Raw genomic sequence first — 26,211 nt, forward strand, 5'->3', positions numbered from 1 at the left:
GACCGAAGTCGACGCCTTCCGACCACGGCACGTCGACAACGATCGTGAGTATGCAGGGCGGCCCGGTCACAAACCCGACAAAACCAAAACCTTCGACGGGAATTACCCCACGGTTCCGCCGAGATGGCTCCGAGATTCACCAACCTCCCCGAGTCTTCGCCCTCCACTACCCGCACCACTACGCGGCGTAGCAACGGCCGGCGGTAGGCTCCCGTCGGGGAAGGGTGATCACGTGGAACCACCGCGAGTCCTGGTGTTGGACGCCGCTCCCGGTGAGCTGCTCGCACGGGAACTGGAACGCCTGCTCGACCACGGGCTGAGCATCACGCTGAACCTGCGCCGGGTGGCCGACCCGGCGCGGACGCGGGCCGCCTGGGCCGACCGCGTCCGGTTCACCGACTTCGACGCCTTCGACGAGTCGGCACTGATCGCCGAGACCGTCCGGGACGGGATCGGCCATCACGCGATCAAGTCCCGCGCGGGTGTCCCGCTGCGCGCCACGTTCCTCGCGGCGGCGACCGACGCGGCCCTGACCCACCGCCTGCGGGTGATCGGCCGCGCCGGAGCCGGCACCGACCACGTCGACCTCACCGCCGCGGCCCGTCACGGCGTTACCGTCACCCACACCCCGGGCTCCAACGCGAACGCCGTCGCCGAATTCGCCCTCGCCCAACTGCTCACCCTCACCCGAAACCTCCCGGCCCACAACGAGGCTGCCCACCAGGGCCGTTGGAGCACACCACCGACCCCCGCGGCCGAACTGTCGGACCTGACCCTGGGAATCGTCGGCCTGGGCCGCATCGGCCAGGCACTGGCGACACGAGCCACCGCGCTGGGCATGCGAGTCCAGTGCTACACGCGACGCCCGACCGAATCCCCCATACCGACCACGAATTCGCTGCACGCCCTCTTGGCAACCAGCGACGTGGTCTCCCTGCACCTCCCGCTCACCCACCGGACCCGGGGACTGATCGGCCGAACCGAACTCGCTTCCATGCGACCGGGATCGATCCTCCTCAACACCGCCAGAGGCGGCCTCGTCGACGAACAGGCCCTGGCCGACGCGCTCACCACCCCGACACACCCCCTCGCGGCAGCGGCCGTCGACACCTTCGAACACGAACACGCCCGCTTCGCCTCACCCCTCTCCGGCCTCCCCAACGCCGTGCTCACCCCCCACATCGCGGGCATGACCCGATCCGCCATGGCCACGGCGGCGCTCCGGTGCGCGGACCACATCGCCGCTCTGCTCACCGACCGCCCCGACGCCGTCCCCGTGGCCACCGCGTGAACCCGTGACCGATCGACCGGGTCCCCGGCCGGACAGGGTCATCCGCAGGACCTCGATCCACCAGTCGAGGGTGTGCTCCCGGGCGCTCGCGTCGAGGCCGACGCTGCGCCGGAAGTCGTCGCCGAACAGGGGCTCCATCGCGACGGCCTGGTGCAGGCCGGCCATCGTCAGCCGGATCGCCTCGCGGGTCGGCGGCGTGCGACCGTCGGCCGCGCACTGCTCCCGCGCCTGGGCGTACAGGCGGTCCACCACCTCGTCGAGCAGCCCGCTGCCGGTGTCCCGCCGGCCGGAACGATGCAGCGCGAGCGCCAGTTCGGCGTAGCCGTCGGCGTAGAGCGCAGCCAGCGCGCGCACCAGATCGGCGGGATCGGTCGGGCCGTCGCGCCACGCGTCCAGCACGGCGCGCAACTCGGTCTTGAGCCTGGCCCCGCCGAAGCGCAACAGCGACTCCAGGAGTCGATCGCGCGTGCCGAAGTGGTGGTTGACCGCAGCATCCGTCATGCCGATCTCGGCGGCGACCGCCCGCACCTGCACGGCGGCCGGGCCACCGGCGGTCAGCAGCCTGCTCGCCGCCTCCAGGATCATCCGCCGGGCGTCATCGGGATTGCGTCGCACTCGGGTCGCCATGGCCGCATCCTACCTTGACCCATCAAGGTAATCCGCTTACCTTGAGTACTCAAGGTAATAAGAAGGCATGGAAGGACGGAGACGCCGTGCCCGGACGATCCACGATTCCGGCGATGACCGAGTTGGCGACGGCCCTGGGCGTGCCGATCCACGATCCGACGCCGCCCCGCGAGTTCCACCACTCCCGCGCGGGCTGCCGGCTGCACGGATTCGACTGGGGCGGCACCGGAACTCCCGTGATCCTGCTGCACGGTGGCGGATTGACGGCCCGCACCTGGGATTTCGTCTGCCTCGGCCTGCGCGGCGCCATTCGGCCGATCGCACCGGATCTGCGTGGCCACGGCGACAGCGGCTGGTCCGACGACTACCGCATCGACACCATGGCCGCCGACGTCGTCGCCGCGGCCGACCATTGCGGCCTCGATCGCTTCGCACTGGTCGGCATGTCACTCGGCGGCGTGGTCGCGGCCCACGTCGCCGACGCGAGGCCGGATCGGGTGGAACGCCTGGCACTCGTCGACGTCGCCCCGGGCGTGAACTTCGAAAGCACCCGACGGGTACGGGCGTTCGTGGCCGGACTGGGCCCCGTACCGGAACTGGACACGGTGGTCGAAGCCGCGATGCGGGTCAACCCGCGCGCCGACCGCCCGAGCGTCGCCTACCGCATGAACACGCTGTTCCGCCGTGCACCCGACGGCAATTGGATCCCGAAGGGCGATCCGCGCCCGCCGGACTTCCCCGCCATCCTCGCCGTCATGGATCGAATGGCCTTTCTGCTGACCGGAGTTCCGGTCCTGCTCGTGCGCGGTGGACGCAGCAGGGTGCTCCCCCAGAGCACCGCCGAACGCTTGGTCGAGCGCATCCCGGACGGGCGACTGACGGTCGTCCCGAACGCCGGACACAACGTCCAGGAGGACAACCCGGCCGCATTGGTCACCGCCCTGCGCACGTTCTTGACCCACCCCTCGTAAGGTCCGCCCTACTTCGACGAATTGCGCGAACGAGCACTCCTCGCCCGAGCCGCGGCACCGCTCGCGGAAGCGGAACCCGAACGCGACGCCGAACCGGACCCGGAACCCGACCCTGAGCCGGAACCGGCCTTGCCCTTCGCAGTGGAGCCCCCGGTCGTCCCGCCTTTCAGCTCCTCGGCATCCCGGGCAGCCTCGCCCTTGATTTCCTTGGCGTCCTGAACGGCCCGGCCCTTCAACTCCTTCGCATCCTCGGCAACCTCACCCGTGAGCCCCCCTGGCATCCCGCGCGGCCTTGTCCGCGAGCCCCTTCGCATCCCGAACGGCCATGCCCGCGAGCTCCTTCGCGTCCCGAGCGACCTCGCCCGCGAACTCCTTCGCGTCCTGCCCCGCCTCGTCGGCCCGGCCGCGAACACGGTCGACCACCTCGTGCCCCCGCGCCGCCGGCCCCTGGTAGGTCTCGCGCGCGTCCTTGGCCACCGCGTCGAACTTCTCGCCGAGTCGGTCCCGGACGTCGGCGGCGGAGTCGGCGACGCGTTCCCGGACGGGCTTCCGGTGCGCCGGCTTCTCGCTCCGCAACTCGGCGATCCGCGCGGGCACTTCACGGATCTTCGCGACCGCGAGGTCACCCGCTCCGACGAACGCGTACAACGGGGTTACCGGTCGGAGTCTTCCGGATGTCCGTGTCGTTCGCCATGACCTTCTCGCCTCCCGGATCGAGGGGAACTCATCCTCGATCCACTGCCCTTGCCTGCCCTGCCGTTGCCATGCGCGCCCGGGACACATCCGGGACATCTTTCTCGCCCGCCCACCCGGCTCCCGGCTCGCATGCCGCCCCGGCAAGGGGGTAGCAGCCCCGGCGTGGCAGACGAGCATATGAACCCACCACCGCCCCCGCCCGCAGGTGACACCGCCGCCGACGACGACGCCGGAACCCGGTTGACCGTATGGGTCGCACTCGCCGCCAACGTCGTCATCGCGATCGCCAAGGCGGCCGTCGGCGTACTCGCGGCAGCGCCCGCGCTGCTGTCCGAGGCCGCACACTCGGTCGCCGACACCCTCAACGAGGCGTTCCTGCTCGCCTCCCTGTCCCACAGTCGCCGCGCGCCGGACGCCGAGCACCCCTTCGGCTACGGCAAGGACCGCTACTTCTGGTCCCTCCTCGCCGCCGTCGGGATTTTCGTGACCGGCGGCTGCTTCTCCGTCTTCCAGGGCTTCGAGGCGCTGCGCGAACACGGCGAGCCGAAGACCGGCGCCTACGTCGCGGGTCTGGCCGTACTGGGCCTGGCCCTGCTCGCCGAGGGCGGGTCGCTCCTGCGCGCCGTCGTACAATTGCGCGGCCAAGCCCGCGCGGCCGGCGTGCCCGTACTGCGCCACGCCCGCGAGACGCCCGACCCGACCCTGCGCACGGTCCTGGCCGAGGACGGCAGCGCGGTACTCGGCGTCCTGTTCGCGGCGGCCGGCCTCGGGCTGCACATGGCCACCGGCAACGCCGTATGGGAGGCGGCGGCGTCCTGGGCGATCGGCCTGCTGCTGGTGTTCGTCGCATACCGCCTCGGCCGGGCCGCCCGGGACCAACTGATCGGCGAGGCGGTCGACGTCGAGTTGCAGCAGCGGATCCTGGCCCGACTCGCCGAACAGCCCGAGATCGACGTGGTCACCGAGGTCCTGACCATGCGCATGGGCCGTCACTCCACCCTCCTCGCCGCCCGCATCGACCTCGTCGACGGCCTCGACAGCACCGAGGTCGAGGACATGTCCGAACGCCTCAAGCACACGATCCGCGAGTCCTGGCCGACGGTCGACCAGATCTTCCTCGACATCACGCGCGCCGGAACCGCCGACCGCCAAGCCGCCCACCGCCACCACCAGTCCCTCCACCGAGCCGCCCCCGACACCGCCAACCCCCCGACCGCGAACGACTAGCCCGTCGCGCCCGAGCCCGGCCCCTACCCGCGCTCGTCCGCCGATGTCAGCGGCGGGGCGATGTCCTCCAGCGAGCGGCGTTCCGCGTTCACCGCGAGGAATCCGGCCACCACGCCCGCCGCGACCATCAGGCCCGCGCCGATGCAGAACGCCAGTACGGTGTCGCCCACATCGCCGGACTTGGTGAGGTCGGAGAAGACCAGCGGACCGGCGATCCCGCCCGCCGCCGTGCCGACCGCGTAGAACAGCGCGATGGCGGAGGCACGCGCCTCCATCGGGAAGATCTCCGAGACGGTCAGATACGCACTGCTCGCACCGGTCGAGGCCAGGAACAGCACCACACACCAACAGGCGGTGAGCGTCGACGCGTTCAGGTGTCCGGCGCCGAACAGCCAGGCCGTGCCGAAGAGCGCGAGGCCACTGCCGACGTAGGTCGACGTGATCATCACCCGCCGACCGAGCGAGTCGAACAGGGGCCCGAGCAGCAGCGGCCCGAGCAGGTTGCCGACCGCGATGACCGCGAAGTAGTACCCGGTGCGACCACTCGGCACGTCGTAGAACGTCTCCAGAATGGACGCGAAGCCGAAGGTGATGGCGTTGTAGAGGAACGCCTGCCCGATGAACAGCGACAACCCCAGCACCGAACGCCTCGGGTAGTCCCGCACCACCGCCCGGGCGATCGTGCCGAGCCCGGCGGACTTGCTTCGATCGATGGTTACTTCGCCCTCCGGCTCGGGCAACTCGGGCCGACCCCCGGGGCCGTGGGTACCCTCCGCGACCAACTTCTCCTCGACCCCCGCGACCAGCCGCTCGGCCTCCTCACCGCGACCGTGCAGGTACAACCACCGCGGGGATTCGGGGACATGCCGGCGCACCAGCAAAATCACCAACCCCAGCACCACACCCAACGCGAAGGTCAACCGCCAGCCGATATCGGCCGGGAAAAGACCGGTGTTCAACATCGGCACGGACAACAACGCCCCACCGGCCGCCCCGGCCCAGTAGGTACCGTTCACCGCGAGGTCCACGCGACCCCGGTAGCGGGCCGGCATCAACTCGTCGATCGCGGAGTTGATCGCCGCGTACTCCCCGCCGATGCCCAGTCCGGTGACGAACCGGAACAGGAAGAACATCCACGCCTCGACCGACAGCGCGGTCAGCGCGGTGCCGGCCAGGTAGACGGCGAGGGTGACCATGAACAACTTCCGGCGCCCGAACCGGTCGGTGAGCCACGCGAAGAACAGGGCCCCGATACAGGCTCCCGCGACGTACAACGCCGCGCCCGGGCCGGTGACCTGGGCCGCGGTGATGTCGAGGCCGCTGTCGGGTTCGGACAACCTGCCCGCGACGTTGCCGACCACGGTGACCTCGAGGCCGTCGAGGATCCATACCGTGCCGAGACCGATCAGGATGCGCCAGTGCCACGTCGACCACGGCAATCGATCCAGACGTGCCGGCACATCCGTGGTGAACGTCGTGGACTTCCCCGCTCGGGTACTCGGTCTCGATGCGTCGGACACGGTGCATCCCTCCTGATCGGGCTGGGTTCGGGGTGGGTTCGGACAGCGTCGAACGACTCCGACAGGGCCATGGGGCCCGGGAGTTCGCGTGTCGTCGGAATCCGTCTTCGCCGGCGAACCGGCGGCTACCCCGAATTCCCCTCCCGACACGATCAATTCGATCGGGAGAGTGACCCGGATGGCAGCGGGTAGACGCGCCATGGAGCTGCCCTCCCCCGGCCGCGGGCCGACAAGTCGGCCGGGGTAAGGGCAGTCGGACCCGGGATCACGCGCCGGAGACCGTCACCTCACCGATCCACGAAGTCGCCCCCGCCGTCCCGGCGAACACCCGTTCGAGCACGGGAAGAACAACGGGAAGGTACCCAATATGATCGCCATCGGATTGCTCCTCGCGGCGGCGACCGCCGCGTTCGTGGGCCTGCTGATCGGCTACAACACGTCCGGCGGCCCCGAATACACGGTCCGCCTCTTCCACCGCGACCTCGTCACCCTCGACATCCTGGACGCGTTCCTCGCCGGCCTCGCCCTCGCCCTGATCTTCTGCGCCGGGCTCGCGCTGATGGGGGACGGCGCCCGGACGCGTCGGCTCGCCCACGACGTGCGCAGCCTGGACCGGAGCCTGCACGCCCGAGCCGCCCGTCCCGCCACGACCGATGAGTGGCGGGCCGACGGGGCCGCCCGCCCGCACCACGCCGACACCTCGCAACCCCCCGGGCCGCCGCGCAATCCCTACTACGACTGACCCGGCACCACGGCCGATCGACGCGCGGGACCGGGGCGCAACCGCCGCCCCGGTCCCGCGCGTTCCCGGCGTACGCTCAGGAACTCTTCTCCAGGAACCCCAGCATGTCGTCGGCGTGCTCCTCCTCGACCGAGAGAATGTCCTCGATCACCCGCCGCGTGGTCGGATCCCCGTCGCCGAGCCAGCCGATGATCTCCGTGTACGCCTGGATCGCGATACGCTCCGCGACCAGGTTCTCCCGAATCATCTCGGTCAGATCCGACGACGTCGCGTACTGCGAATGGGCGCGCCCGGCGGCCGTGGACGGGTCGAAGTCCGGTACACCACCGAGCTGGGTGATCCGCGCGGCGAGCTTGTCCGCGTGCTCCTGCTCCTCGTTCGAGTGGACCAGGAACTCCTCCGCGACGGTCTCCCCGTGCACACCCTTCGCCGCGAAGTGGTGTTGGCGATAGCGCAGCACGCACACGATCTCGGTGGCCAGGGCGGTATTGAGCACCTCCACCACCCGCTCCAGGTCCGCCCCGTACGCGGCGGTCACCGGGCCCTTGTCCATCTGCTGCCGAGCCTTGGCCCGCAGGGTCTCCACGTCACTCAGGAATTCCGACATCGTTCCTCATCTCGCTCGCTCGATTCCACGCCGTTACCCCGGGCTCCTCCGCGCAATCGCACGAAACCCACGCCCGGATCCGTGGGGGCGACCCCCGGACATCGAACGGTGCCCGTCCGGCTGCCCCGGTTCGGCCGATCGATGCACGGGTCGCCGGCAGATCCGACCGACAGATCATTGGAATCGATGAACTCCCCTACCGGCAGCGCCTGTTCGTACAGCGCTCGCCGCCTCGCATCCCACCTCCGCACCGGTTCCGATACCGCCCTCACCCATGCGGCCGACCGCACCCGGCGGCACCACTCGCCGCCCCCGCCGCACAAGGTTGTGATCGGACCATCCGGGTACCCGCTCCCGCCAGGAACGACCCACCGCATCCTCGCCCGGAGAGCACCCGTGACCGACAAGCCGCAGTCCCGTGCGCGACACCGTGCCACCGTCCGGAGCCTGCTCGCCGAAGCCGGCACGACCTACGCCGAGGAAGCCGACGTGCGGCTCGCGGACAAGCCCGCGCCGCTGTGGCGACTGCTGGTCCTGAGCAATCTCGGCGCCACCCGGATCAAGGCCTCGATCGCCGTCGCCGCCGCCCGCGAACTCTTCGCGGCCGGCGGCGGCACACCCACCGGCCTGGCCGAACTCACCTGGCAACAACGTGTCGACGCGCTCGGCCGCGCCCACTACGTCCGCTACGACGAGGGCACCGCGACCCGGCTGGGCAACTGCGCCGACCTGATCCACCGCCGCTACGCCAAAGACCTGCGCCGGCTCGCCCGCGACGCCGACGAACGGCCCGAACGGGTCCGGGAACTGCTCTGCGAATTCCCCGGCATCGGGCCGACCGGCGCGGGCATGTTCTGCCGGGAGGCCCAGGCCGTCTGGCCGTTCCTGCGCCCGACCCTGGACGATCGGGCCCTGCACGGCGCCGCCCGGCTCGACCTGCCCACCACCACGAAGGCCCTCGCCGCCTTGGTGGCCGCCGACGACCTGGCCCGACTCGCCGCCGCACTGGTCCGCGTCGACCTGGACAAGCACCTGGCCGACCGCATCACCACCGCGACTCCACCACCCAAGTGAACGCGCACACCCACACGGACGTGTCATCGACCACGCCCCGGGTAGCCGCCCGACAGGAAGACGCACAGGAGTACACACAGGAAGTCACGCCCGAACCGCAGGAAGCGAGACGACGACCATGGCCACCCGCCACGAACCCCGCGCCGGCACCAAGGCCCGCATCGTGACCCCGACCCCCGACGCCGTCAAGGACCGCGCGGCCGATCACGGCGCCGCCCCCGGGCGTCGCGCCAAGCCAGGCGCACCCGCCCTCGGCGCGGCGGCGGCCGGAGTCGCCCTCCTGCTCTGGAAGCGCACCAGGACCAGGTCCCGGCGACCCGGCAAGTAGCCCGAGCCCGGACGTTTCCGCCGTACGCACGCACACCGAAGGGGGCCGAAATGTCGACGGAATCGGTGCTGCGCCTGCGCATCGCGGCGATCGTGCTGATCGCCGTCGTCATCCTGCTGGTCGTGCTGACCACCCGATGGCTGGCCAGACGCCACAACGGCCACCGCAGGCACTGACGCTCCGACCTACGTCCGCGCCCGAGGCGCACCCCGGCCGCCGTGTACGTGCGCCCGCGTGCCCTGCAGGTCGAACAGGACCAGAAGCTCCACCGCCCCGCCGTCCGCGCTGCCCAGCCAGTGCGGCAGCGAGGTGTCGAACTCGACGGCGTTGTCCGCCTGCACCGTGACATCGCGCTCGCCGACCACCAGGCGCAACGTGCCGCCGAGCACGTACAGCCACTCGAACCCCTCGTGGGTCTGCAACGTCGGTTCGAGCGGTTCCGGCCGCGCGGGAATGATCATCTTGAACGCCTGTGTGCCACCCGGCCGTCGGGACAGCGGCACGAACGTCATCCCGAACCGCCGGATCGGCTTCAGGTGAATGCGCGGATCGCCGGCGCGCGGGGCGCCCACCAGATCGTCCAGCGGGACGTCGTAGGCATCCGACAGGAGCAGCAGCAGTTCGAGGGTCGCCCGACGCCGACCGCTCTCCAGCCGGGACAGGGTGCTTTCGGACACCCCGGTGGTCGCGGAGAGATCGGCGAGGGTGATGCCACGCGCCTGCCGCAGCGCCCGCAGCCGCGGTCCGACCGCGTCGAGCACGTCTTCCAGTGCAGAGTCCATGGGACCAGCTTGCCGAAACGGCAAGGAAGCGCGCCACCCGGTGGTACGTCGGCCGAGACTGGCCGCACCGACACCGAGGGGAAGGGACCCCATGGACCACTCCGACGCCGCACCGCACCGAAACGACGCGACACCGCACCCCACCGACGCGCACCCGTCCGGGGACGACGCCGCCCGCTACTGGGACTCGGTCTACGCCGGGCGCCCCGCGCCCACCGACCCTCGGCCGAACGCCCGCCTCGTCGAGACGGTCACCGCACTGCCCCCGGGCGATGCGCTGGACCTCGGATGTGGTGGCGGCGGCGACGCGCTGTGGCTCGCGGACCGCGGCTGGCAGGTCACCGCCCTCGACGTCTCGGCCGTGGCCACCTCCCGGCTCGCCCGGTTGGCCCGCGCCCGCGGCCTGGGCAATCGCATCACCGCCACGCCGCAGGACATCCGCGCCGCGCTGCCCGATCTGCGCTTCGACCTCGTCAACGCGCACTACTTCCACACCCCGTACGCCCAGGACCGTACCGCCGTCCTGCGCTCCGCCGCCGACTTGCTGCGCCCGGGCGGACGACTGCTGGTCGTCGATCACGGTTCGACGGCGCCGTGGTCGTGGAACCAGGACCCGGACGTGCGGTATCCGACGCCCCGAGAGGTCGTGGCGCCGCTGCGCCTGTCCCCCACGCGGTGGCGGGTGGAACGCGCGGACATGCCGCACCGGATCGCGGTCGGCCCCGACGGCCGCACCGCCGAGGTGATCGACCACGTCCTGCTCGTCCGCCGCACCGTGACACCGCTCCCGCCCGAAACCAGCCCTCCGCACCACTGGCCGCCCCCACCCGCACCAGGAGAACCCCGTGCCCTCCCGCCGCCGTGACACCCCGCCGCCCCGCACCGCGAACACCGAAGTCGACGTCCTGCGCGGATTCCTCGACTACCTGCGCGCCTCGATCGCCGCGAAGGTCGACGGAGCCCCGGAACCCGCGGTGCGCACCGCGGCGGTGCCCTCGGGTACGAACCTGCTCGGCCTGCTCACCCACCTGACCGCCGTCGAGGGCGCGATGTTCCTCGGCGAGAAGGTCACCGACTGGCAGGCGACCTTCCACCCTGCCGCCGAGGACGGTGTGACCGACGTCGTCGCCCGCTACCGGGAGAGCGTCGACCGCTCGAATACGATCCTCGACACCTGCACCGACCTCGGCGCCCCGCTCCCCCGGCCGGGCCGCCCCGGCTCGGCACCGAGCGTGCGCTGGGCACTCACCCACATGATCGAGGAAACCGGTCGCCACGCCGGCCACGCGGACATCCTGCGCGAACTCGTCGACGGCGCCACCGGTCGCTGAACCCGCCGCCGGCCGGACCCGACTACGAGGCCGTCGGGGCCGCCGGTCCGGGACCGTCCGCAACGAGGTTGTCGATGATCAAGCCGAGGGCGAAGTCGAACCGGTCGTGTCCCTCCCCCGAGGTCAGTTCGGCCGCATGCCGCCTGATCCGCGGAAACCGGTCGGCCGGAAGTGCCTCGAACCGGCCGACCAGTTCGTCCCGACTGAGCACCCACGCGTAGTCCGGGTGCTTCTGCCGTTGCCCGAGCAGCGAGCGCTCCAGCGCGTAGGCGGCGACGTAGAGGGAGAGGCTGTCGATCGCCCACGCGGCCGTCCGCGGTGCGACGCCCCCCGCGAGCAGGATCGCGAGCAGCCCCTCGTTCACCCGCAACGTCTCCAGGTTGGTCGGGACCATGGCGAGCGCGGCGCGCGAGATGCCCGGGTACATCAGGAACTGGTCGCGCAGTTGCCCGCACACGTCGCGGGTCTGGGCCCGCCAGGTCGCCGGGTCGGGCTCCGGCAGCACGATCCGCGAGCACAGGCGGCCGATGATCAGGTCGTCGATGTCGTCCTTGTTGACGATGTGCGCGTACAGCGAGGACGGCCCGGTGCCGAGCACGTGGGTGATCCTGCGCACGGTGAGCGAGTCGTATCCCTCGGTGGCGACCACGTGCAACGCGGCGTCGGTGATGCGTTCGAGGGTGATCGGCTCCCGGCGCGGGGGCGTCGGCACGGGGTCGGCGGGCTGCGGTGCGTGGCGGGCGGCTCGGTCCCGCCTCGGCTGGTCGGAGGGCATGGGCACATCCTAGCTTGACGCGAACTAAGTTCGTTGCGTAGAACTTAGTTCATGACTACTGAACTAAGTTCGTTCATGGTTCCGCGGGCCGACCCGCTGCCGCTGCGCCGGGCGTGGCTGGTCCTGGCCGTCGTCTTCATGGCCGAGATCATGGATCTCCTCGACTCCGGCATCGCCAACCTCGCGGGCCCGTCGATCCGCGCCGACCTCGGCGGCGGTCCGATGACCCTGCAGTGGGTGCTGACCGCCTATACCGCGGCGTTCGCCCTCGGCCTGGTCACCTCCGGCCGGCTCGGCGACATCCTCGGCCGGCGCCGGCTGTTCCTGCTCGGCATGTCCGGATTCACCCTGGCGTCACTGGCCTGTGGTCTCGCGCCCAACCCCGGCTTCCTGATCGCCGCCCGCCTGCTTCAGGGACTGTTCGGGTCCGTGACCATCCCCCAGGGCATGGCCCTGGTCAAGGTCGTCTTCCCCCCGCAACACCTGCGCAAGGCGCTGATGCCGTTCGGCCCGATCATGGGCCTGGCCACCGTGGCCGGACCCATCCTGGCCGGCTGGCTGCTCGACCTGAACCCGTTCGGCACCGAGTGGCGCTCGATCTTCCTGATCAACATCCCCTTCGGCATCGCCGCCCTGGCCCTCGGCCGACGGGTCTTGCCGCACGACAGCGGCGAGGACCCGAGTGCCCGCCTGGACGTGACCGGCGTCGGACTGCTCACCGCGGGGTCCGCGCTGCTGATCGTCCCGCTCATCCAGGGGCAGGAGCTGGGCTGGCCCGCCTGGACCTACCTCACGATGGCCGCCTCGATCATGGTGTTCGCCCTCTTCGTCCGCTCCGAACAGCGCAGCCCGCACCCCGTCATCACCCCGTCCCTGTTCCGCCGGCGCAGCTTCGTCGTCGGACTGCTGATCGTCGGCGGCTTCTACGCCTCGCTCAGTGCGTTCGTGCTGGTCATCAACCTTCTGCTGCAACTCGGTCTGCACTGGACGCCGCTGCGCACCGGCCTGACCCTGATCCCCTGGGCGCTCGGCACCGCCGTCGCGGTCCTGCTCGCGGGCGCCGTACTGGCCGAGAAACTCGGCCGCGCCACCCTGCGCATCGGTCTGTCCATCGCGATCGTCGGCCTCCTCGGCCTGTGGTGGTCCACCGCGCACTGGTACACCGACGTCACCGTCTGGCGACTGGCCCCGTCGCTGTTCCTGACCGGCTTCGGCGCGGGCCTGATGTTCGTCCCGCTCTTCGACTTCGTCCTCGGCGACGCCACGACCGAGGAGGTCGGCTCCGGCGCGGGCATGCTCAACGCCGTCCAGCAGTTCGCCGGAGCCATCGGCGTCGCGGCCCTGGGCACCGTCTTCTTCAGCCGCGTCGCACACGGCGGCACCCGCGCCTACTTCCACGCCGCGGAACTGGTCTTCGCGATCTGTGCCGCGCTGTACCTCCTCACCCTCCTGCTCGTCGGCCTGCTGCCGAAGCACTCCCAACAGACTCACTGAGCGCCTTCACGGGGATCTGGGGCCGATTTTCGGCCACAGAGCCCGCCGCATGACGGAAAGTCATCGCCGTTCAACCCGATGTAACGCACATCACGTCCACGGTCACCGCTCGACGTCACTCGGTGGCTCACGGTTGTGCGAGTATGTGTCATGTGAGATGTGCAATGTCACACCTCATAAGAATCGACGTCCGTTCCGGGCGTCACGACACGGAGGTATTCCCATGAAGAAGGTCATCATCACCGCGGCGGCGATAGGCGTGGCCGGTCTGAGCGTCCTCGCCACGGCGCCGGTCGCGTCCGCCGACGACACGCAGCCGACCACGCCGACGTCGGTCACCTGCGGCACCTACGGCCTGCAGTCGGGCCTGTCGACCAAGGTGTGCGCGGAGGTCACCGGTGAAAATGTCCAGCTCTTCGGCCAGGTCGGGCTCGCCGGTCCCCCGTCCCCGGGCGGCCCGTATCCCCAGCCGCTCCCGGTGACGCTGCGCCTGACCGGCAACGTGTCCGGCGTATCCCTCGGCGCGGTCAGCCGCAACGACGTCTTCAACTTCACCACGATCAAGGTGTATGGCGTCGGCGGCGCGATCAAGTGTGGCTCGACCATCCACGGCAATTTCGAGGTGGAGTCCTACCAGTGGCCCGCCCGCCCGGTGACCCTCGACCTGCCCGTGCCCTGCTGACCCCGGATCACACAACGACGGCCCCTGGGAAGCGAGTTCCCGGGGGCCGTCATCACACGTCTACTTTGATTCGACGCGACCCATGGGCTTCGGCGCGGACGTCAGCGCGTCGCACGCCGATTGCCAGGCCGACTGCCATGCGGGGTCGTCGGGGTGGAGTCGGGCGCGCAGGTAGGCCCCGGTGAGGTGCTGGACCGTGGCCACCCGCTCGGGGTTCTCGTCCGTGGTTTCGGCGACGTCGTAGCCGGAGACGCCGCCGAGTCCGTGTTCGGCGTCGAACAGGGTGAGCAGCGACTTGGGGCCCGGGGCGAGGAAGTACGGGTCGGTGTGCCACTCGGGACCGGCGACCGTCAGATGGGCGGAGGCGTCCTTGTCGCCGGCGACCACGAGTGTGGGCGTGGTCATCCGGGAGAAGTCCGGGGTCGCGAGGAAGGGGAAGTGCTCGGCCATGGGCGCCGTGAGCGCGTCGCCGCCCCGGCCGGGCGCGGCGAGCAGTACGCCCGCCTTGATTCGCGGGTCGGCCGGGTGGACCTCGCTCCCGTCGTCCGGGTCGGTGAGCCGGGCGCCCAGCAGCAGGCTCGCGGTGTGGCCGCCCATGGAGTGTCCGGCGACGGCGACCCGGCTCGGGTCCAGGCGCCCGAGGAGTTGTGGCACGGCGGCCTCGATCACGTCGAGCGCGTCGAGGACGCGGGTCATGTCCTCGACGCGCGATCGCCAGTACATCGGCGCCCCGGGGGTGTCGTGGGCGAGCTTCAGCGTCGTCGAACTCAGGTGGGTGGGCTGGACGACCACGAAGCCGTGGCTCGCCCAGAAGTCCACGAGGGGCGCGTAACCGTCCAGCGAGGAGAGGTGGTTCGAGTGCCCCTGCCCGTGCGAGAGCAGGAGGATGGGCAACCCGCTCCCGGTCACGGGCGCGGTGACGCGCACCTGGAGATCCACGGCGCGACCGGGCGCGGGGATCACCACCGGCCGAACGGACAAAACGGGGGTGGGCGGGCCGAGGAGGTCGCCGATTCGGGTCGATGTACGCATGGGCAAATCCCCTGGAGAGAAGCGGAGCGTCGTTCCGCTTAATATACGGAACATGGTTCCGGTTAGTCGATCACCCGCCGCCCCCGGTGCGCGGCCACCCGGACCCGGGTGGCGCAGCGGGGGGTGCAGTAGCGCTGCGGGGTTCGGCGACCGGTGTCGATGAAGAAGTGGTCGCAGTCGGGCGCGGCGCACCGCCCCCAGGCGCAGCGGCCTCGCTCGCCGAGCCACAGACCGAGGGCCAGGGCGCAGGTGGCCAGGAGCCAATGGGCGGGGGCGGCATCCCCGGCCGCCTTCGCGTGCATCGACCAGGGGCGTCCGGGGAGGCGGACCAGGTAGGGCTGCGCGGGGTGTTCGTCGAGGAGGGCGTTGATCGCCTCGGCCGCCCGGTCCTCGTCGTCGGTCTCCAGGATGCGGATCAACCGGGCGGCGGCCTCGCGCAGCTGCCGGGCTTCGTCCTCGGTGAGCATGAACGACGGGCCGCCGTGGTGCGCCAGGAGGGCCTGGAGGGCCGGCGCGCCGACCCCGGGGTCGTCCTCGATGGTGTTCGCCAGGTCGGCGATGAAGTAGAGGCCGCGGGGGTTGCCCGCGCCGGGGTCCTCAAGCATGCGCTTCGTCCTTTCCGACCGGCTCCGTCGCGGGCTTCTTCCCGGGCGACCATGCCATGGTAACGTCTAAATCATTCGCCGAGCGTTACAATCTCGATGATCGTCCGCTCCATCGCTCGCGATCCGCCTCCGGGGAGAGCCATGCACGCACCACCACCGACGACTCCTGTGCTCATCGTGGGCGGCGGGCCGATCGGCCTGACGTTGTCGATCCTGCTGTCCCGGTACGGCGTGGACCATCTGCTGGTCGAAGCCCATCCGGGCACCTCCCGCCATCCCAAAGCCCGTGGCATCGCGGCTCGTTCGATGGAGATCCTGCGACGTCTCGGGCTCGAGGACGCGGTGCGCGAGGCGGGTCTTCCGGCCTCGCAGGTCTTCTTCTACCGGGGCCGGGACCTGGTCGATCCGGACTTCGTCCGCACCGGTGTCGCCCATGACACGTCCGCCGGGGACGAGCACACCCCCTCACCCGGGGTGATCTGCTCCCAGGACGCGCTGGAACCGGTGCTGCTGCGCCGGGCGCGCGAATCGGCACCCGGCCGCGTTCGCTTCGGCATGCGCCTGCTGTCCTTCACCGAGGCAGAACACGAAGCAGGAGCCGAAGCAAGAGGCGAACACCCGCCCGAAACCGGGGCCGGCGCCGGTCTCGATGTCGTCCTCGAAGACCGCGACACCGGCCGTCGGCATACCGTGCGCGCCGCATGGCTCGTCGGTTGCGACGGGGCCGCCGGTACGGTCCGCCCCCGCGCGGGCATCGCCATGGAGGGGCCCATGGGCCTCGCCCACTACCTGAGCGTCCGCTTCGAGGCGCCGCTCGGCGCCGTCGTGGCCGACCGGGCCAGTGCCGCCTACTTCCTGACCCCGCCCGCACTCGGCGGCTTCATGGCCGTGGACAACGACCGCTACTGGATCTACCAGTACCCCCTCGACCCCGAGCACCCGCGCGCGGGCGAAAACCTCGACGACCCGCACCGGCTCGTGGCCCTCGTCCGCACCGCCGCCGGCATCCCCGACCTCGACGTGACCGTCCGCGACACCGTGTACTGGCGGATGGACGCCCGGCTGGCGGCCGGCTACCGCAGCGGGCGCGTGCTCCTGGCCGGCGACGCGGCCCACGTCGTCCCGCCCACCGGCGGACACGGGATGAACACCGGGATCGGCGACGCGGACAACCTCGCCTGGAAACTCGCCGCCGTCGTGGCCGGCCGCGCCGACCCGGCTCTCCTGGACAGCTACGACGCGGAGCGCCGCCCGGTCGCCCGCCACGTCATCGAGGTATCCGACGGCAACGCCCGCTCCCGGACCGGCTATCGCATCGACGACGAACTCCTCCTCACCGCCGCCTACCGCTCCACCGCCGTGGTCCCCGACCCCGACATCCCGGCCCCACCGCCCCTGGACGCCACCGGCTACCACCCGAGCGGCGCCCCCGGACACCGTGCCCCGCACATCCGCCTCGCCGGCCCGCCCGCAGTCGCCTCCACCCTCGACCTCGTCGGCCCGGACTTCACCCTGATCACCGCCACCGACACCCCCGCCTGGCACCGGCAGGCCGACGCCGCCGCGGCGGCCGGGATCCCCGTGATCGTCCACCCGCTCGACGGTGTCCGGCTGCGCGAGGAACACCCGGGCGGCTTCCGGCGGTGGTACGGCCTGCCCGCGAGCGGTGCCGCCCTGATCCGCCCCGACGGCCACATCGCCTGGCGCGCCGCCGCCCCACCGGCGGGCCCCGAACTCCGCGAGGTGCTGCGGCACATCCTCACCGGAGCCCGATGACCCCGCCGACTCGTTACCGCGCCCCCGTGAGGCGCGCCGCGTCGGCCCTAACCGATCCACCCGACTGGGGGCCCATCAAGCGCAGTTGCAGCGTCATCGCGAACCGTGCCGCCGGGTCCTGGAGGTCGACCCGGCCCACTTTGGCCAGGCGACGCATGCGATAGCGGAACGTGTTCGGGTGCACGAACATGCTCGCCGACGCGGTGGCCACGTCGCCGAAGGCGTCCAGCCACGCCCGCAGCGTCTCGACCAGGTTCGACTGGTGCTTGGCGTCGTAGGCGACCAATCGGGCCAGCGGGCCCACCAGTTCGTCACCGTTGACGGCGGCGAGGTCGCGCATCTCCAAGAGCACCGCGTCGATGTGCACGTCGGCGATCGAGGCGACCCGCAGCTTGACCTCACCGCTCGACAACACCCGCAGCGCACGGTCGGCGTTTCGACGCGAGCGGCGCAGCGCGGTGGGCTCCTCCGCGATCGATCCGACGCCGATCAGCGCCTTGACCCGATCGCCGGTGCGTTCGAGGAAGTTGTCGGCGATCTGTACGGCCCGCTCGCGCGCGGCGCTCGGATCGCCCGGCGCGGGCAGCACGGCGTAGGCGACGTCGCCCAGGAGCGCGACGGCCGAGCGGGGTTGCACGGCGTGGAGGTGTACCGCGAAGGCCGAGGTCAGTCGTTGCCGTTCGGCGGTGAGTCGGGTGTCGTCCTCGGCCCCGTCCGGAACCACGCCCAGCGCGAGCACCACCGTCGGCTCGTGCACAAGACCCAGGCGGGCCAGCGCGTCGGTCGCGCCGGCGCCGCCCTCCAGGACCGTGGTGACCAGGTCGGCGCGCAGCCGGTGCTCGGCGTCGGTGCCGGCCCGGTGGCGCAGCAGGTGCAGGGCCACGAGCTGGGCGGCGTCCCGGAACGCGGCGGTGCGCTCCGGGCTGAGCGGTTCGCGGACCGCCGCCCACACCGAGCCGAGGATCTCGTCGCCCGCCCGGACCACGACCGCCGTGCGCCAGAGCGCGGGCTCGTCCGGGTCGTCGACCGCCGGGGCGATGAGCAGCGGCTCACCGGTGCGGTACAGCTCCTTGAACACGCCCCGGCTCTCGAAGACGCGCAGGTACTTCTCCGGGACGCGGCGGGCGAGGATGGTCTCCACGCGTGACGGGTCGGCCTCGTCCTGTCGGCCGGAGAAGGCGAGGATGTGCGAGCGGCGGTCCTCGATGGTGATGGGGGCGTCCAGCAGCGTGGCCACGGCGTTGGCCAGCGCGAACAGGTCTCCCGAGGGCACGCCGCCCAGGGTCTGCCCGCCGGCGTCGCCGACGTCGCCTTCGGTGAGCAGCGTGCGGAGCATGGCCGCGAGCTGGGCCCAGGACGCGCCCCGGGTCAGCGCCAGCACGGCGATGCCCGTCTCGGCGGCGACGCGCGCGACCTCCTCGTCGGGCTCGACGGGTCCGCGCACGATCAGGGCGGTGACGCCGTGCACGCGGAGCGTGCCCAGGAGCCGGGCGATCTCGGCGGGTCCGTGCACGGCCGGTCCCAGCACCACGGCGTGCCGGGGGTAGGCCGGTTCGTCGTACGGGTCGTGAATGACCACCCCGCCGATCTCCTCCACGGTGTCCGCGTCGCCGTGGACGAGATCGAGGAAGGTGCGGCCGAAATCCTCGACCACGCGGGCAAGGCTTCGGCGGTGGCGGTTCGTCACGTGGGTGTCACCTCGGTGCGGCAAAACGATACGGTCCCCCGATGTCGTACCCGACGATCACTGTCGAAGGGAAGATCACCGGGGGATCGAACCACGCCGAGCACCCGGGCAAAGCCGGGACAAACCGTCGGCCCGATCCTGTCGGCGACGCGGGTGCCGTCAGGCCGTGGCGTGGTCGGGAAGCAGGCGGGCGCGGAGGAATGCGAGGACTTCGTCGCGGGCTCGCACGGTGGGGTGGCCTTCCTCGTCGACGAGGTGCGCGGTGACCACGCTGTGCGGGGTCCGGACCACGTCGCGGAAGAACGGCGGTGGTGCGGGGTTGGCGTACTCGCCGGGGAGGACGCGGCCGTCGAAGCGGTCGCCGAGGAGTTGTGCGTAGGCGGCGAAGCGTTGGCCGGTACACCACGTGTCGTTGTCGAAGCGCAGGCCGAGTGCCGTGAGTTCGTCACGTTCGAAGCGCTCGCGGATGGCGGCCGCGTCCTCCGGCGACAGTTCCAGGGCGGCGGGATCGTCCAGTGGAAGTGAGGGTTGGCCGAGGACCGGGGCGATGACGGCCGGCTCCAGCGTCATGCTCAGCGCGAAGTTGCCGGTGAAGCACATCCCCACCGCGCCGACGCCGGGTCCGCCGCACTCGTCGTGCGCGGCCTTGGCCAGAGCGCGCAGCCACACCGCCACCGGACTCGTGCCGCCGCCCGCGAACGCCCTGAACTCCTTGCTGACGCAAGCCCGTTTGAGGATCGGCTCGGCGAGCTCGACGGTGGGATATGCCCCGTCGACACCGAAGAGCGACGGCATGTAGACGGTGAACCCCGCATCGCGTACCCACCCGGCGAAGCGCACCACGTCGGGGCTGATGCCCGGCATCTCGGGCATCACGATCACCGCGGGCCCGTTCCCGGCCACGTGCACGGTCTTCTCGTCCCCGGACAGCGAGAGTACGCGTTTCGCGAAGCCGTCCAGCCCGGCGCCGCCGTCGACACCCATGATCCGCGCCTCCACTATGCGATCGATCGGTCGTAATTATTGCCGACGCTACACGACCGATCGATCGCATACAATCGGCGCATGGCCCCGGACACCCGTGACTCCGCCGCGAATTCCCCGGCGCCGCGCGCCGACGGCCGCCGCGCCCGCGGCGACCGGACCCGGCACGAAGTCGCCCGACAGGCCGCCATGTCCGCGACCGTGCACGGGCTGGACGCCATCACCGTCGGCGCGCTCGCCGCCCGGACCGGGCACAGCAAGAGCGGGATCCTCACGGTGTTCGCCAACCGGGAAGCCATCCAGATCGCCGCCGTCGCCGAGGCCCGCACCCTGTACCTGCGGCACGTCGTCGAGCCCTCGTGGCCCGCCGCCCCGGGACGGCCCCGACTCCGGGCCCTGCTCGAGAACTGGGTCGCCTACCTGCGCGACGGCGTCTTCCCCGGCGGGTGCTTCATCACCACGACCTCGGTCGAATACGGCCGCCGCGAAGGCCCCGTCGCCGACGCGGTCCGCGACCTCGCCCGCGAGTGGCTGCACCTGCTGGAGTCGGAACTGTCCGCCGCCGGCAGCCACTTCCCGACCGACGACGCCTTCCGAATCGACGCCTACCTGCGCGCCGCCAACACCCGCTACCAACTCTTCGGCGACGACACCGAGTTGGACCGCGCCAAACGCCTGTCCCTGGACGTGCTCGGCGCCTGACGCCGACCCTCGACGGCGTTGTCTCCAAGCCGGCTCCGTTCGGCGCCTTCGTTCACGCCGCACCGGGGATCGAGGGCCCGGTGCCGTTGGCCGCCTGCCGTTGGCCGCCGCCGCGCGACTACACCCGATCGAGCGGGATGCCCGGGTCGGCCAGCCTTTCCGGGTCCACGGCGCGGCCGGAGCGCACGAGTTGCCCGATGGCTTCGGTGACGTCCCAGACGTTGACGTTCATCCCGGCCAGCACTCGGCCCTCGGCCAGCCAGAAGGCGATGAACTCCCCGCCGGCCGGGTCGCCCCGGAACAGCACCCGGTCGTACTCCCCCGGTTCGGCGTAGCCGGTGTACTCCATGCCGAGCTCGTATTGGTCGGTGAAGAAGTAGGGGATGCGGTCGTACGACACGTCCCGATCGAGCATCGAGCGCGCCGCGGCGGGCGCCTGGTTGAGCGCGTTGGCCCAGTGCTCGACCCGGATGCCCCGGCCCAGGACGGGATGCAGCGCGTTGGCGACGTCGCCGGCCGCGTACACGTCGGCGGCCGAGGTGCGCAGCGCGGCGTCGGTACGGATTCCGTTGTCCACGGTGAGCCCGGCGGCTTCGGCGAGCGCGGTGTTCGGGGCGACGCCGATCCCGACGACGACCACGTCCGCGGCCACCTCCGTGCCGTCGCCGAGCCGGACCCCGGTGACCTTGCCGCCGTCGCCGGTGATCTCCGCGACGTCGGCGCGCAACCGGAACTCGACGCCGTGCGCGGTGTGGAGGTCGAGGAAGATCCGGGCGACCTCGTCTCCGAGCACGCGCAGCAGCGGCAGCGGAGCCGCCTCGACCACGGTCACCGGGCACCCGTGCCCGCGCGCCGCGGCGGCGGTCTCCAGGCCGATCCAGCCGCCGCCGATCACCACGACCCGACGGCCGGCGCGGAAGTCCGCCAACAGCCGGTCGCTGTCGGCCAGGCGACGCAGATAGCGCACGCCGTCCAGGTCGGCGCCGGGCACGGGCAGTCGGCGCGGCGTGGCACCGGTGGTCAACAACAGTTTGGCGTAGTCGATGCGCTTACCGTCGTCCAGCACGACGGCGGACGCCGGGAGGTCGATCGCGGTGACCGTACGCCCCAGGCGCAGTTCCACGTCGTGGTCGGCGTACCAGGTCTCCTCGTGCACGTAGGCGTCGTCGCGGGGGTTCTTGCCGAGCAGGTATCCCTTGGACAGGGGCGGGCGTTCGTAGGGATACTCCCCTTCGTCGCCGATCAGCACGATCCGGCCCGCGTATCCCTCGGCACGCAGGGTCTCCGCCGCCTTGGCGCCGGCGAGGGACGCGCCGACGATCACGTACGGGGAGCCTGTCGAAGTCGTACTCATGGCCGACCCTTTCGTCACACTGCACGGCAACCTCCCGGCAGCGTAGCGATCACACACTGCTCATTGCTCGTCACGCCACGTGCGGACCTCGGACGAAAGCCGGCGCCGCGCTCACGATTTCCTCACGGTCGGCCGCGCACGATGGGCCCGTTCCGCGCACCCCGCGCGGTCGTACCCGTTCGCCGACCCCTCCGGAGTCTCGACCATGCGCCCACCGGCTCGCCGTCGCCGCACCCTTCTCCTCGCGCTCGCCGGGGTGGTGACGGCGACCCTGCTCACGGGGTGCGCGTCGGAGGGCATCGAGATCGCGGCGGATCCGCCGACGCCCGCGTCGATCGCCCCACCCGCTCCGGGCGTGGTGCGCCCCGAGCCGCATGCCCGGTTCGACTACCAGATCGGCGGCGCCTACGCCCCGCCGCCCGGCGTACGCGTGGTGTCCCGCGACCGGACCGCCCGCCCCGAACCGGGCCGGTACAACATCTGCTACATCAATGCCTTTCAGGTCCAACCCGACGCCCTCGACCGATGGCAGCGCGAACACCCGGACCTGCTGCTGCGCGACGGCGGCACCATCGTGATGGACACCGAGTGGCACGAGGCCCTGCTCGACATCTCCACCGACGCCAAACGCACCGCCCTCGCCGCGATCGTCGGCGACTGGATCGACGGGTGCGCCCGGTCGGGTTTCCAGGCCGTCGAGCCGGACAACTTCGATTCCTACACCCGCTCCCACCGCCTCCTCACCCCGGCCGACGACATCGCGTTCGCCCGCCTCCTCGCCGCCCGGGCGCACGCCGCCCACCTGGCCATCGCCCAGAAGAACGGCGCCGAACTGCTCGGCCACGGCACCGATGTCGGCTTCGACTTCGCGGTGGCGGAGGAGTGCGGCCGGAACAACGAATGCGGCGCGTACGCCTCGGCCTACGCGAACCGCGTCTTCGTCGTCGAGTACGCCAAGCCCCACTTCACCGCGACCTGCCGGGTCTGGGGCGAGAAGTTGTCGGTGGTCCTGCGCGACCGGGACGTGACGCAGGCGGGCAACCGGGAGTACCGCTACGAAACCTGCTGAGCGCCGGCGGCTTCCCCCACCCGGATCAACCCTCGCCGATCCTTGCACCCGTGCCCGATCAAGCCGCTACGGTTCCGGTCAAAGCCCACCCATCCGGACCGGAGAGCACGTGAGCAACGACGAACCCCTGGAAGACTGGGCGGCCCGACGCGAGCAGCGGCTGCGTCCCGTCGGCGAACGCAAGGCCGTACACCTCACCGGCCCGCCCCGCGCGTCCCACGTCGATCGTGAGGCACCGCGCGTCGTCCTGGAATGGGACGGCTATCAGTGGGTCACCCTGGCCGTCGCCGCGAACTACCTCGAAGCGGCAAGGCTGTTGTATCCGTGGTCGCGGGAGGGAGCCGCCGAGGACGGTACGACGGCCGCCCACCGCACGCAACCGGGCCCGTACCTGGGCGAGGGCACCGGCCGCCACCGCAGGACGACGTAGCACGAGCGCGACAGCTCGCGGGGGCCATGGGCGAGTTCGGCCACCGTCCCCTCGCCTCCGTCATCGCCCTGGCAGGCGCGACAGGCCCGTGACGGCGGTGACCAGGGAGTATAGGGCGTTGTTGGCGGCGATGAACATGCGGTTGCGCTTGGCGCCGCCGAAGGTGATGTTGGCGACGGGTTCGGGGGTGCGGATGCGGCCGATGAGGGTGCCGTCGGGGGCGTAGCAGTGCACCCCGTCGGCCATCGCCGCCACCCACAACCGACCCCCGTCGTCGAAGCGGATGTTGTCGAACCGCCCGTCGCCGGCCCGGCATTCGACGAACACCTCGCCCTCCGAGAGGGTGCCGTCCGCGCGGACGTCGAACACGCGCACATGGTTGGCGCGGGTGTCGGAGACGTACAGCCGGCGCTCGTCGGCGGACAACACCAAGCCATTGGGCCCGGCGAACCCGTCGGCGACCAGCCGCACATCCGCGGTCACCGGGTCGATCCGGTACACGTTCGTCGCGCCGATCTCGCTCTCGCCGCGATGCCCCTCGTAGTCGGTGGTGATGCCGAAGTCGGGGTCGGAGAAGTAGATCGAGCCATCCGAGTGAACGACCGCGTCATTGGGGCTGTTCAGCCGCTTGCCTCCGAAACGATCGGCCAACACGGTGACGGAGCCGTCGTGTTCGGTGCGGGTGACCCGACGATTGCCCTGTTCGCAGGTGATCAGTCGACCCTGCGCGTCGAGGGTGTTGCCGTTGGGATGCCCGGCCGGCGAGCGGAAGACGCTCACCACCCCATTGGTCTCGTCCCAGCGCATCATGCGGTCGTTGGGAATGTCGCTCCAGATCAGGTAGCGCCCGGCCGGGAAGTACAGCGGCCCCTCCGACCAACGACCCCCGTCGTACAGCGTCTCCAGTCGGTCGTCGCCGTAGATGCACCGCTCGGTGCGGAACCGTTCGTCGATCACGTCGTAGATCGGAGTTCGTGGGTCGGACATCGTCTCGCAACTCCTCGTCATCACAGAACATCATCTCGCGCTTTGCAATGATTACAGAATAGGATTCGATCGCGTCAATACCGAGCCAAACGTGCCACACCTCGCCCCGACGCCGCCGACCTCGCCCGCTGGCATCGAGCCCCCGCGATCGACACCACCCCACGGAGGACCCCATGGACGACGTCGATCGGGGCCTGCTCGCGCTGCTCCAGGCCGACGCGACGCGCACCTACGCCGACCTCGGCCGGGAGATCGGCCTGTCGGCCGGCGCCACCCACGAGCGGGTCCGCAAGCTCCGCGCCGCCGGCGTCATCCGCCGCACCACCGTCGACGTCGACCCCGCCGCCGTCGACCTCGACGTGCTCGCCTTCGTCACCGTCGACTCGGTCGCCTGGATCGGCGACTCCGGACCGGCCTTCGCCGCGATCAGCGAGATCCAAGAGGCGCACGTCGTCGCCGGCACGGCCTCCGTCCTGCTCAAGGTCCGCACCACGTCGACCGGCGCCCTTCAGGACGTACTGCGCCGCATCCACGCCATCGCCGGGGTGAGCAGCACCCAGGCCACGATCGCCCTGGACACCTTCTTCGAACGCCCCGCCCCCACCGGCGGCACGCCGACACCGGTCAGGACCGAGCCCGACAAACGTTGACCCGAGGCGGCCCACGCGCGCGTCGGGTCGCACGCCACCCCGCCGCGCCCTACGAACCGCCGGACGTCGCCCCGACCGCGTCGCCGGCCGACCGGGTCGCGCGCCTGCCGCGCCACCACGCGTCCGGATCCCATCTCGGCCGACCGCGCGCGAAGCGGTGGCAGCACAGTCCGATCAACGCCGCGCACAGATGCCCGGTCGCGGTGACGTCCCGCTGCGAAAGCAACGGCAGGCCCACGTACAGGGCCAGGCCCACCGCGTAGGCCCAGCGCCAACGGCCGGCGATGCCGTGGAACAGCAGCCCGGCGACCGCCATGTAGCCGTAACTGGGCCCGACATCCACCTGAAGGCGCGCACTCTCCGCCAGCGTGCCCTCGTGGATCCGGATCAGGACCAGCGCCTGGCTGATGCACGTGGCACCCACATGGCCGAGCGCGGCGACCGTGAGCATGCGCCGAGTGCCCACCCACCGTTCGGCGACCGCGCACAGCGCGGTGAGTATCACGACGAACCTGACCACGTGCCAGCCCTCGGCCCACACCGCGCTGGCCGGCATCACCCACAGCGGCCTGGTATCGAGATTGTGCAGGTTCGTACTCTGCCGACGCAGAAAGGCCACCCGCTCGTCGGCGGTCAGCCGCACATACATGTCGAGCGTCGTGACGTGAATGATCAACAGCCAGAGGTACGTGGCCGGCGCCGACACGACCCAGGCGCACATCGCGCCGACGGCACGCCGCGTCGAGTCGAGGGTTGACGCGAGCAATGGTTCCCCCATCGGGATGCGG

General features: G+C 71.2%; 28 protein-coding genes and 1 pseudogene. 16 read left to right on the forward strand and 13 right to left on the reverse strand.

The window, feature by feature from the left end; genetic code table 11:
- Positions 1-232: 232 nt before the first annotated feature.
- The gene (locus ACH4XV_RS22210; protein ID WP_395792341.1) at positions 233-1,291 is read left to right on the forward strand and encodes an NAD(P)-dependent oxidoreductase; all 1,059 of its coding nucleotides are present in this window, start codon (positions 233-235) and stop codon (positions 1,289-1,291) included.
- Positions 1,292-1,747: 456 nt separating this feature from the next.
- Here ACH4XV_RS22210 and ACH4XV_RS22215 read toward each other — a convergent pair.
- Positions 1,748-1,918 (reverse strand): annotated as a pseudogene (locus tag ACH4XV_RS22215) (TetR family transcriptional regulator); the annotation flags it as partial.
- 113 nt (positions 1,919-2,031) lie between these two features.
- Here ACH4XV_RS22215 and ACH4XV_RS22220 point away from each other — a divergent pair.
- Positions 2,032-2,889 (forward strand): alpha/beta fold hydrolase, encoded by an 858-nt coding sequence (locus ACH4XV_RS22220; RefSeq protein WP_395792343.1) that lies wholly within the window; start codon positions 2,032-2,034, stop codon positions 2,887-2,889.
- A 258-nt stretch (positions 2,890-3,147) separates the two neighbouring features.
- Here ACH4XV_RS22220 and ACH4XV_RS22225 read toward each other — a convergent pair whose 3' ends face one another.
- Positions 3,148-3,537, reverse strand: a complete 390-nt coding sequence (locus ACH4XV_RS22225) for a hypothetical protein (protein ID WP_395792345.1) — start codon at positions 3,535-3,537, stop codon at positions 3,148-3,150.
- A 177-nt stretch (positions 3,538-3,714) separates the two neighbouring features.
- Here ACH4XV_RS22225 and ACH4XV_RS22230 point away from each other — a divergent pair, with 177 nt between their 5' ends.
- Positions 3,715-4,812, forward strand: a complete 1,098-nt coding sequence (locus tag ACH4XV_RS22230; protein WP_395792347.1) for a cation diffusion facilitator family transporter — start codon at positions 3,715-3,717, stop codon at positions 4,810-4,812.
- 23 nt (positions 4,813-4,835) lie between these two features.
- On the opposite strand, the gene ACH4XV_RS22235 is transcribed toward ACH4XV_RS22230, so the two are convergent.
- Positions 4,836-6,332: an MFS transporter gene (locus tag ACH4XV_RS22235; protein WP_395792349.1), complete on the reverse strand. Its 1,497-nt coding sequence runs from the start codon at positions 6,330-6,332 to the stop codon at positions 4,836-4,838.
- Positions 6,333-6,699: 367 nt separating this feature from the next.
- Between ACH4XV_RS22235 and ACH4XV_RS22240 the strand changes: the two genes are divergently transcribed.
- Positions 6,700-7,074 (forward strand): hypothetical protein, encoded by a 375-nt coding sequence (locus tag ACH4XV_RS22240; protein ID WP_395792351.1) that lies wholly within the window; start codon positions 6,700-6,702, stop codon positions 7,072-7,074.
- 76 nt (positions 7,075-7,150) lie between these two features.
- Here ACH4XV_RS22240 and ACH4XV_RS22245 read toward each other — a convergent pair whose 3' ends face one another.
- Complete coding sequence (locus ACH4XV_RS22245) at positions 7,151-7,681, reverse strand: bacterioferritin (RefSeq protein WP_395792353.1); 531 nt, start codon at positions 7,679-7,681, stop codon at positions 7,151-7,153.
- Between the two features lie 396 nt (positions 7,682-8,077).
- On the opposite strand from ACH4XV_RS22245, the gene ACH4XV_RS22250 reads away from it, so the two are divergent.
- From ACH4XV_RS22250 to ACH4XV_RS22260, 3 genes are all read left to right on the forward strand, one after another.
- The gene (locus ACH4XV_RS22250) at positions 8,078-8,755 is read left to right on the forward strand and encodes an endonuclease (RefSeq protein WP_395792355.1); all 678 of its coding nucleotides are present in this window, start codon (positions 8,078-8,080) and stop codon (positions 8,753-8,755) included.
- Between the two features lie 118 nt (positions 8,756-8,873).
- Positions 8,874-9,083 carry a hypothetical protein gene (locus ACH4XV_RS22255; protein ID WP_395792357.1) on the forward strand — a complete coding sequence of 70 codons (210 nt, stop codon included), beginning with the start codon at positions 8,874-8,876 and terminating at the stop codon, positions 9,081-9,083.
- Between the two features lie 50 nt (positions 9,084-9,133).
- Positions 9,134-9,259, forward strand: coding sequence for a hypothetical protein (locus tag ACH4XV_RS22260; RefSeq protein WP_380041871.1), 126 nt, complete (start codon positions 9,134-9,136; stop codon positions 9,257-9,259).
- A 9-nt stretch (positions 9,260-9,268) separates the two neighbouring features.
- Here the strand turns inward: ACH4XV_RS22260 and ACH4XV_RS22265 are convergent, their stop codons facing one another.
- Positions 9,269-9,865 (reverse strand): helix-turn-helix domain-containing protein, encoded by a 597-nt coding sequence (locus ACH4XV_RS22265; RefSeq protein WP_395792359.1) that lies wholly within the window; start codon positions 9,863-9,865, stop codon positions 9,269-9,271.
- Between the two features lie 91 nt (positions 9,866-9,956).
- Here ACH4XV_RS22265 and ACH4XV_RS22270 point away from each other — a divergent pair, with 91 nt between their 5' ends.
- Both ACH4XV_RS22270 and ACH4XV_RS22275 read left to right on the forward strand, forming a co-directional pair.
- Positions 9,957-10,730 carry an SAM-dependent methyltransferase gene (locus ACH4XV_RS22270; protein ID WP_395792360.1) on the forward strand — a complete coding sequence of 258 codons (774 nt, stop codon included), beginning with the start codon at positions 9,957-9,959 and terminating at the stop codon, positions 10,728-10,730.
- A complete protein-coding gene (locus tag ACH4XV_RS22275) occupies positions 10,711-11,196 on the forward strand; it encodes a DinB family protein (RefSeq protein WP_395792362.1) in 486 nt (161 codons plus the stop codon). The genes ACH4XV_RS22270 and ACH4XV_RS22275 overlap by 20 nt, the downstream gene beginning before the upstream one ends.
- Positions 11,197-11,218: 22 nt before the next feature.
- Here ACH4XV_RS22275 and ACH4XV_RS22280 read toward each other — a convergent pair whose 3' ends face one another.
- Positions 11,219-11,971, reverse strand: coding sequence for a TetR/AcrR family transcriptional regulator (locus ACH4XV_RS22280; protein WP_395792364.1), 753 nt, complete (start codon positions 11,969-11,971; stop codon positions 11,219-11,221).
- Positions 11,972-12,022: 51 nt separating this feature from the next.
- On the opposite strand from ACH4XV_RS22280, the gene ACH4XV_RS22285 reads away from it, so the two are divergent.
- Entirely contained in the window at positions 12,023-13,465 is a 1,443-nt protein-coding gene (locus ACH4XV_RS22285) for a DHA2 family efflux MFS transporter permease subunit (RefSeq protein ID WP_395792366.1), read from the forward strand.
- A 223-nt stretch (positions 13,466-13,688) separates the two neighbouring features.
- The gene (locus ACH4XV_RS22290; protein WP_395792368.1) at positions 13,689-14,147 is read left to right on the forward strand and encodes a hypothetical protein; all 459 of its coding nucleotides are present in this window, start codon (positions 13,689-13,691) and stop codon (positions 14,145-14,147) included.
- A gap of 60 nt (positions 14,148-14,207) precedes the next feature.
- Here ACH4XV_RS22290 and ACH4XV_RS22295 read toward each other — a convergent pair whose 3' ends face one another.
- Both ACH4XV_RS22295 and ACH4XV_RS22300 read right to left on the reverse strand, forming a co-directional pair.
- The gene (locus tag ACH4XV_RS22295) at positions 14,208-15,179 is read right to left on the reverse strand and encodes an alpha/beta hydrolase family protein (RefSeq protein ID WP_395792370.1); all 972 of its coding nucleotides are present in this window, start codon (positions 15,177-15,179) and stop codon (positions 14,208-14,210) included.
- 62 nt (positions 15,180-15,241) lie between these two features.
- On the reverse strand, positions 15,242-15,784 hold the full coding sequence (locus ACH4XV_RS22300; RefSeq protein WP_395792372.1) for a CGNR zinc finger domain-containing protein: 543 nt from the start codon (positions 15,782-15,784) through the stop codon (positions 15,242-15,244).
- 141 nt (positions 15,785-15,925) lie between these two features.
- Between ACH4XV_RS22300 and ACH4XV_RS22305 the strand changes: the two genes are divergently transcribed.
- Complete coding sequence (locus ACH4XV_RS22305) at positions 15,926-17,560, forward strand: FAD-dependent monooxygenase (protein ID WP_395792374.1); 1,635 nt, start codon at positions 15,926-15,928, stop codon at positions 17,558-17,560.
- Positions 17,561-17,573: 13 nt separating this feature from the next.
- Here the strand turns inward: ACH4XV_RS22305 and ACH4XV_RS22310 are convergent, their stop codons facing one another.
- A complete protein-coding gene (locus ACH4XV_RS22310; RefSeq protein WP_395792376.1) occupies positions 17,574-19,247 on the reverse strand; it encodes a PucR family transcriptional regulator in 1,674 nt (557 codons plus the stop codon).
- A gap of 159 nt (positions 19,248-19,406) precedes the next feature.
- Entirely contained in the window at positions 19,407-20,231 is an 825-nt protein-coding gene (locus tag ACH4XV_RS22315; protein WP_395792378.1) for a dienelactone hydrolase family protein, read from the reverse strand.
- Positions 20,232-20,312: 81 nt separating this feature from the next.
- Here ACH4XV_RS22315 and ACH4XV_RS22320 point away from each other — a divergent pair, with 81 nt between their 5' ends.
- Positions 20,313-20,933, forward strand: coding sequence for a TetR/AcrR family transcriptional regulator (locus tag ACH4XV_RS22320; protein WP_395792380.1), 621 nt, complete (start codon positions 20,313-20,315; stop codon positions 20,931-20,933).
- Between the two features lie 118 nt (positions 20,934-21,051).
- Here the strand turns inward: ACH4XV_RS22320 and ACH4XV_RS22325 are convergent, their stop codons facing one another.
- The gene (locus ACH4XV_RS22325) at positions 21,052-22,287 is read right to left on the reverse strand and encodes an NAD(P)/FAD-dependent oxidoreductase (RefSeq protein ID WP_395792382.1); all 1,236 of its coding nucleotides are present in this window, start codon (positions 22,285-22,287) and stop codon (positions 21,052-21,054) included.
- A gap of 205 nt (positions 22,288-22,492) precedes the next feature.
- Between ACH4XV_RS22325 and ACH4XV_RS22330 the strand changes: the two genes are divergently transcribed.
- Both ACH4XV_RS22330 and ACH4XV_RS22335 read left to right on the forward strand, forming a co-directional pair.
- Entirely contained in the window at positions 22,493-23,356 is an 864-nt protein-coding gene (locus tag ACH4XV_RS22330) for an endo alpha-1,4 polygalactosaminidase (RefSeq protein WP_395792384.1), read from the forward strand.
- Between the two features lie 109 nt (positions 23,357-23,465).
- Positions 23,466-23,786: a DUF6087 family protein gene (locus tag ACH4XV_RS22335; protein ID WP_395792386.1), complete on the forward strand. Its 321-nt coding sequence runs from the start codon at positions 23,466-23,468 to the stop codon at positions 23,784-23,786.
- A 60-nt stretch (positions 23,787-23,846) separates the two neighbouring features.
- Here the strand turns inward: ACH4XV_RS22335 and ACH4XV_RS22340 are convergent, their stop codons facing one another.
- Positions 23,847-24,773, reverse strand: a complete 927-nt coding sequence (locus tag ACH4XV_RS22340) for an SMP-30/gluconolactonase/LRE family protein (RefSeq protein ID WP_395792388.1) — start codon at positions 24,771-24,773, stop codon at positions 23,847-23,849.
- Between the two features lie 173 nt (positions 24,774-24,946).
- Between ACH4XV_RS22340 and ACH4XV_RS22345 the strand changes: the two genes are divergently transcribed.
- Positions 24,947-25,423, forward strand: a complete 477-nt coding sequence (locus ACH4XV_RS22345; RefSeq protein ID WP_395792390.1) for an Lrp/AsnC family transcriptional regulator — start codon at positions 24,947-24,949, stop codon at positions 25,421-25,423.
- Positions 25,424-25,472: 49 nt separating this feature from the next.
- Here ACH4XV_RS22345 and ACH4XV_RS22350 read toward each other — a convergent pair whose 3' ends face one another.
- A complete protein-coding gene (locus tag ACH4XV_RS22350) occupies positions 25,473-26,144 on the reverse strand; it encodes a rhomboid-like protein (RefSeq protein ID WP_395792392.1) in 672 nt (223 codons plus the stop codon).
- Between the last annotated feature and the right edge of the window lie 67 nt (positions 26,145-26,211).

This window comes from Embleya sp. NPDC020630 (assembly GCF_044334985.1).
In the GTDB taxonomy this organism is placed as follows: Bacteria; Actinomycetota; Actinomycetes; order Streptomycetales; family Streptomycetaceae; genus Embleya.